Origin of the sequence: Helicobacter pylori (assembly GCF_017594925.1) — a bacterium.
Taxonomy (GTDB): Bacteria; Campylobacterota; Campylobacteria; order Campylobacterales; family Helicobacteraceae; genus Helicobacter; species Helicobacter pylori_DP.
Window position 1 is genome coordinate 37,814 of sequence record NZ_JAALNT010000014.1, and the last position, 6,274, is coordinate 44,087.

The 6,274-nt window shown below is 40.6% G+C and carries 5 protein-coding genes; 3 read left to right on the forward strand and 2 right to left on the reverse strand.

Going from position 1 to position 6,274, the window contains the following annotated elements:
* Positions 1-11: 11 nt before the first annotated feature.
* Positions 12-989 carry a GMP reductase gene (locus G6069_RS05930; RefSeq protein WP_197293677.1) on the reverse strand — a complete coding sequence of 326 codons (978 nt, stop codon included), beginning with the start codon at positions 987-989 and terminating at the stop codon, positions 12-14.
* 198 nt (positions 990-1,187) lie between these two features.
* Between G6069_RS05930 and G6069_RS05935 the strand changes: the two genes are divergently transcribed.
* Both G6069_RS05935 and G6069_RS05940 read left to right on the forward strand, forming a co-directional pair.
* The gene (locus G6069_RS05935) at positions 1,188-2,789 is read left to right on the forward strand and encodes an ABC-F family ATP-binding cassette domain-containing protein (RefSeq protein ID WP_197293678.1); all 1,602 of its coding nucleotides are present in this window, start codon (positions 1,188-1,190) and stop codon (positions 2,787-2,789) included.
* A complete protein-coding gene (locus G6069_RS05940; protein WP_197293679.1) occupies positions 2,786-3,742 on the forward strand; it encodes a COG2958 family protein in 957 nt (318 codons plus the stop codon). The genes G6069_RS05935 and G6069_RS05940 overlap by 4 nt, the downstream gene beginning before the upstream one ends.
* Positions 3,743-3,764: 22 nt before the next feature.
* Here G6069_RS05940 and G6069_RS05945 read toward each other — a convergent pair whose 3' ends face one another.
* Positions 3,765-4,451 (reverse strand): phosphatase PAP2 family protein, encoded by a 687-nt coding sequence (locus G6069_RS05945; protein ID WP_100972303.1) that lies wholly within the window; start codon positions 4,449-4,451, stop codon positions 3,765-3,767.
* A gap of 180 nt (positions 4,452-4,631) precedes the next feature.
* Here G6069_RS05945 and G6069_RS05950 point away from each other — a divergent pair, with 180 nt between their 5' ends.
* A complete protein-coding gene (locus G6069_RS05950; protein WP_197293680.1) occupies positions 4,632-6,209 on the forward strand; it encodes a type I restriction-modification system subunit M in 1,578 nt (525 codons plus the stop codon).
* The last annotated feature ends 65 nt before the right edge of the window (positions 6,210-6,274 follow it).

Below are 6,274 nucleotides of genomic sequence, written 5' to 3' on the forward strand. Positions count from 1 at the left end.
TATCAATCTTTTTAGATTGTGTCCCCATTGAAAATTGAATTTTTCACAATCACATAATCCACTTTTCGAATCGCTTCAAGGTCTCTCCCACCTGCATAGGAGATTGAAGATTGCAAATCTTGATGCATTTCAACCAGTGTATCTTTTAACGAGCCTTTATGTTGGATCCAAATTTTCTTACCTTCAACATTTTTCTTTTCACCTTTTTGGAACTCTGATGCCGAACCGAAATATTCTTTATATGCGACACCATTTTCTATTTTTGTTTCTCCAGATGATTCTTCATGCCCTGCAAAAAGCGAGCCAATCATTACCATTGTCGCGCCAAAGCGTATGGATTTTGCAATATCCCCATGCGTGCGAATACCGCCATCTGCAATAATGGGCTTTCTTGCTGCTTTAGCGCACCACCTAAGAGCCGCTAGTTGCCAACCACCCGTGCCAAAGCCTGTTTTGATTTTAGTGATACACACTTTCCCAGGCCCGATGCCAACTTTTGTAGCGTCAGCACCGGCGTTCTCTAATTCACGGACTGCTTCTGGCGTGCCCACATTCCCGGCAATCACAAAAGTTTTGGGCAAACGCGCTTTGATGCGTTGGATCATTTCAATGACAGAGTTTGAATGACCATGCGCAATATCGATCGTGATATAGTCTGGTGCTAATCCTTGCTTGGCCAACTCTTCTACAAAAACACATTCTTCCTTTTTCACCCCCACGCTGATCGAGCTAATTAATTGGCGTTCCTTCATCTTTTTGACAAACGGGATTCTTGCCGATCCATCAAAGCGGTGCATGATATAGAAATAGCCATTTTTTGCTAGAAATTCTGCGATCGGTTCGTTGATGATCGTTTGCATGTTGGCTGGGACTATGGGCATTTTAAACGCATGTTTGCCTAGAATAACGGTCGTATCGCACTCTGAACGGCTATTCACGATGCATTTATTAGGAATGAGTTGGACATCTTCGTAATCAAACACTTTCATTGACATGATCCTTTTTTGCTTTAAAACATTATTTTTACCTTAAATTGAATAAAAAATCAAGAGGAGATATAGGCTCGATCAAATTTTGGGCGTCAAAGGCCTTATGAATAACCACAATAAGCAAGGGATACAATATTGCAAAGAAAACGCTACAATAAACTTTCTATAATCTAATCACAAAAATAAGGAAATCATAAGATGCTGCAAACCATCAACTTAACGCAACGCTATGCGACTAAAAAATTGTTTGAAAATGTGAATATCAAGCTGGATAAAAACAAGCGCTACGGGCTGATTGGGGCTAATGGGGCAGGGAAGTCCACTTTTTTAAAGATTTTAAGCAAGAGTATTGATTGCAGCAGTGGGGAAGTCATTATCACAAGCGGCATGAGAATGGGGGTTTTAGGGCAGGATCAATACGCTTTTGAAGATTTGAGCCTTAAAGATGCGGTTTTGATAGGCAATAGGCGTTTGTATGACGCTATCAAAGAAAAAGAGCGCTTATACACCGAAGGGGATTTGAGCGATGATAAAGTGAATGCGAGACTAGGGGAGTTAGAAACCATTTGCGTGGAAGAAGATCCCATGTATGAATGCGAAGTGGCGATTGAAAAAATCCTAGAAGATTTAGGCATTCCTAGCTCTAAACACAACGATTTGATGAAAACCTTGCCAAGCAGCGATAAATTTAAAATCCTTCTCGCTCAAGTCTTATTCCCTAAACCGGACATTTTGCTGTTAGATGAGCCGACCAACAACCTGGATTTAAACGCCATTGAGTGGTTAGAAAACAACCTCAAACGCCATGAAGGCACGATGGTAGTCATCAGCCATGACAGGCATTTTTTAAATGCGGTATGCACGCATATTTTGGATTTGGATTTTCACAGCGTGCGCGAATTTAGCGGGAATTATGACGATTGGTATATCGCTTCCACTCTGATCGCTAAACAGCAAGAGGCCGAACGCAATAAAAAACTCAAAGAAAAAGAAGAGCTAGAAAAATTCATCGCTCGTTTTAGCGCTAACGCTTCTAAAGCCAAGCAAGCTACCAGCCGCCAAAAACAACTGGATAAATTAGACATTCAAAGTTTAGCAATATCCAGCAGGAGGGATCCTAGCATTATTTTCAAACCCAAACGCACCATTGGGAATGAAGCTTTAGAGTGCGAAAACATCTCTAAAAGTTATGACGACCAAATCGTTTTAAATCAAGTGAGCCTGAAAGTGATGCCTAAAGACAAGATCGCCCTCATAGGGCCAAACGGCGTGGGTAAATCCACGCTTTGTAAAATTTTAGTAGAAGAGTTAAAGCCGGATAAGGGCGTGGTGAAATGGGGAGCGACAGTTTTAAAAGGCTATTTTCCTCAAAATGTGAGCGAAGAAATTAGCGGGGAAGAGACCTTGTATCAATGGCTTTTTAATTTCAATAAAAAGATTGAAAGTGCAGAGGTGAGAAACGCTTTAGGGAGAATGCTTTTTAATGGCGAAGAGCAAGAAAAATGCGTGAACGCTTTAAGTGGGGGCGAAAAACACCGAATGGTTTTATCCAAGCTCATGCTAGAGGGGGGGAATTTCTTAGTCTTAGATGAGCCAACCAACCACTTGGATTTAGAAGCCATTATCGCACTAGGTGAAGCGCTCTTTAAATTTGATGGGGCAGTGATTTGCATAAGCCATGACAGAGAGCTCATTGATGCGTATGCTAATAGGATCATTGAATTAGTCCCAAGCCCTAAAGGCGCTTCAATCATTGATTTTAAAGGCAGTTATGAAGAGTATTTAGCGAGCAAAAAATGAAACCACGAGATATTGAAATCATTCAAAGCGTTTTAGAGATCACAGGACCGATTAGCCCTACTGAAGTGTATGATAAAGCCAAAGAGCTTTTTGAAAAAGGCAAGATTACAAAAATGTTTGATTATGGGGGCAACACACCACACCAGAGTGTTAGCTCCCTTATTTATACAGCCTTAAACAAGGGCGAAGAGCTACCTTTTTTGAAAGTGCAAGAAAAGCCGGTTTTAATCGCTTTAAAAAGCGCGGCTAAAGAGCCGGTTTTAAACATTGAAAAAATAAGCGCTCCAAGCGTTAAAATCGTGCATAATAAAATCGCGCATGAAAGGGATTTGCACCCTTTTTTAACTTACATGGCTATTAATAACGAAAATTTGAAATGCTACACGAAAACCATTTTTCATGAAGAGAGTTCAAAATCAATAAAAGGCATGGACAGGTGGCTTTATCCGGACATGGTGGGGGTTAGGTTTTTACACGCTGAATTATCCAATGAAAATTTAATCGCTTTTTCTAAGAAATTTGACACTTTGCCCGTTAAACTGGTGAGCTTTGAATTGAAAAAAGAAATCAGCGTGAATAATTGCAGGGAGTGTTATTTTCAAGCCATTTCCAACAGCTCGTGGGCTAATGAGGGGTATTTGGTGGGCCGTCATATTGATACGCACAATCCCCAACTCATGGATTTGTTGAAGCGTTTGCATGCGAGTTTTGGGATTGGCGTGATTGATTTAAGAACTGATGAGAACAAGAGTGCTATTTTATTGAACGCTAAATACAAAGAAAAGATTGATTACACCGTGGCTTTAGAGCTTAGCGAGAAAAATCCAAAATTCAGCGGTTTTTTAAAGAGCGTTGTGGATTATGATCCGGATTTCCCAAACCGCTATAAAGATGAATTTGATGAGGTTAAAAAGAAAGAGGAGTTATACCCTAACCCATCGCTTTCTTTTTAAAAAATAAGATTTTAAAAACGCCTTAAGCGGCTTTATAAGGGCGTTTCAAAAACCCTAAATAGAGCGCTAAAGAGCAGCACGACCAAGCAATCCCTAATAAAAACCCTCCCAAAACATCGCTAGGGTAATGCACCCCCAAATAAACCCTATCATACGACATTAAAACAATCCAAAAAAGTAAAATGATAGCGCCAATAGTTTTAATGCGATTGTTTGCGTTAGAATAGCATAGCAACAACGCCAAAGAGCCATAAAAAAGCGCTGAAGCTAAAGCATGCCCGCTGGGGAAACTAAAGCCATGCGCGAAAACCAATTCGCCATTGGTTACAGGCCGTGGGCGTGCCACTAAAAGCTTAAGGGATTTTAAGGTGAATTCACCCAATAAGATGCTAAAGAAAAACCACACCCCCAAAGCGATGCGTTTTTGAAACCCAAACCACAAGCCAATGAGTAAGGCTATAGGGGTGGTGAGCTTGCTTTGCGCAAACCAAGTGCTAAAAAACACGAAAGAAAGCCACGCACTCCCTTGAATGGGGGCAGGGTTGCGGATCAAGTCTATAAAAAATAAATCCAATTGTTGCACCCACTCTTTTTGAAAAGCCACCCCGCTTATCACGATGCCAAACAAAATAAAAAAGACAACCCCAATAATCCCAAGCGTTTTAGCCGCTTTTTTTTCTCTTACGCTGATTGTTCTGTCAAATACCATTCAAACCCCTTTTAAAAAATGACTTTAAAAAAGGCGATTATATCTTTTTTATCCCACAAACGCACAGAAAAAACGCAAGGAATAAAAAATAATATTCTTTGCTATAATGAAGCCTTTAAAGGTGTGCTGACAACGCCAAACAAAACCGCCAATCAAAAAACAAAAAAAGGGCTTATTATCATGGAAAACAACCAAACGACAAACAATAACCAAGCGTTTTTAGAGCGCAACGAATTGCACAACACCATTTGGAAAGTGGCTAACGAGTTGAGAGGCTCAGTGGATGGCTGGGATTTTAAGCAATACGTTTTAGGCATTCTTTTTTACCGCTACATTTCAGAAAACATGGCTAATTACCACAATGAATACGAGCGAAAGCTTGATCCCAGCTTTGATTACGCTTCATTAAGCGATGAAGAGGCTCAAATCGTAAGAAAATCAACCATTGAAGAAAAAGGCTTTTTCATCCCGCCTAGCGCTTTATTTTGTAACGTTTTAAAAAACGCGCCCCATAACGAAGATCTCAATGTAACCCTACAAAATATTTTCACCGAAATAGAAAAATCCAGCCTTGGCACTCCATCAGAAGAAAACGTCAAAGGCTTGTTTGCGGATTTAGACATCAATAGCAACAAGTTAGGGAGCTCTCATCAAAATAGGGTGGAAAAATTGACTAAAATCCTTCAAGCCATAGGAGGCATGCAATTAGGCGATTACCAACAAAGCGGGATTGATGTTTTTGGCGACGCTTATGAATATTTAGTGGCCATGTATGCGAGCAATGCCGGCAAAAGCGGAGGGGAATTTTTCACCCCCCAAGAAGTGAGCGAACTGCTCGCTAAAATCGCCCTGCACAACCAAGAGAGCGTCAATAAAGTTTATGATCCATGCTGTGGGAGCGGAAGCTTACTTTTACAATTTTCTAAAGTGTTAGGCGATAAAAACGTCTCAAAAGGGTATTTTGGGCAAGAAATCAATTTGACCACTTACAACCTCTGCCGTATCAACATGTTTTTGCATGACATTAATTACTCTAAATTCCACATCGCGCTAGGTGATACGCTTTTAGACCCCAAGCATGAAGACGATGAGCCTTTTGATGCGATCGTTTCCAACCCTCCTTATTCCACTAAATGGGTGGGCGATAACAACCCCCTTTTAATCAACGATGAGCGTTTTAATAAGGCCGGTGCGCTAGCGCCCAAAAACGCCGCCGATCTCGCCTTCACCATGCACATGCTTTCTTATTTATCCAATCAAGGCACTGCTGCGATCGTGGAATTTCCCGGGGTGCTTTATAGAGGCGGTGCCGAAAAGAAAATCAGAGAGTATTTAGTGAGAGAAAATTTCATTGACTGCGTGATCGCTTTACCGGATAACCTCTTTTTTGGAACGAGTATCGCTACTTGCATTTTAGTGCTTAAGAAAAACAAAAAAGACGACACCACGCTTTTTATTGATGCGAGTAAGGAATTTGTCAAAGAGGGCAAGAAAAACAAGCTCAAAGAGCGCAACCGAGAAAAGATTTTGCAAACCTATATGGAAAGGAAAGCCATCAAGCATTTTTGCGCTCTAGCTAATATTGAGCGGATTCAAGAAAACGATTACAATCTATCGGTGAACCGCTATGTGGAGCAAGAAGACACGAAAGAAATCATTGACATTAAAGCGCTTAATAGTGAGATTTCTCAAATCGTAGAAAAACAAAGCGCTTTAAGAAACAGCCTTGATCTTATTATCAAAGAGTTAGAAATTTAAAGGGGGCCAAATGCATAAAATAGAGCGCTTACTCCAAACTTTAGCACCTAAGGGGGTGGAGTTTA

Coding starts and splice junctions, on each gene's coding strand:
- G6069_RS05950 (WP_197293680.1), top strand. CDS start 4,632: ATGGAAAACAACCAAACGACAAACAATAACCAAGCGTTTTTAGAGCGC.
- G6069_RS05940 (WP_197293679.1), top strand. CDS start 2,786: ATGAAACCACGAGATATTGAAATCATTCAAAGCGTTTTAGAGATCACA.
- G6069_RS05935 (WP_197293678.1), top strand. CDS start 1,188: ATGCTGCAAACCATCAACTTAACGCAACGCTATGCGACTAAAAAATTG.
- G6069_RS05930 (WP_197293677.1), bottom strand. CDS start 989: ATGAAAGTGTTTGATTACGAAGATGTCCAACTCATTCCTAATAAATGC.
- G6069_RS05945 (WP_100972303.1), bottom strand. CDS start 4,451: ATGGTATTTGACAGAACAATCAGCGTAAGAGAAAAAAAAGCGGCTAAA.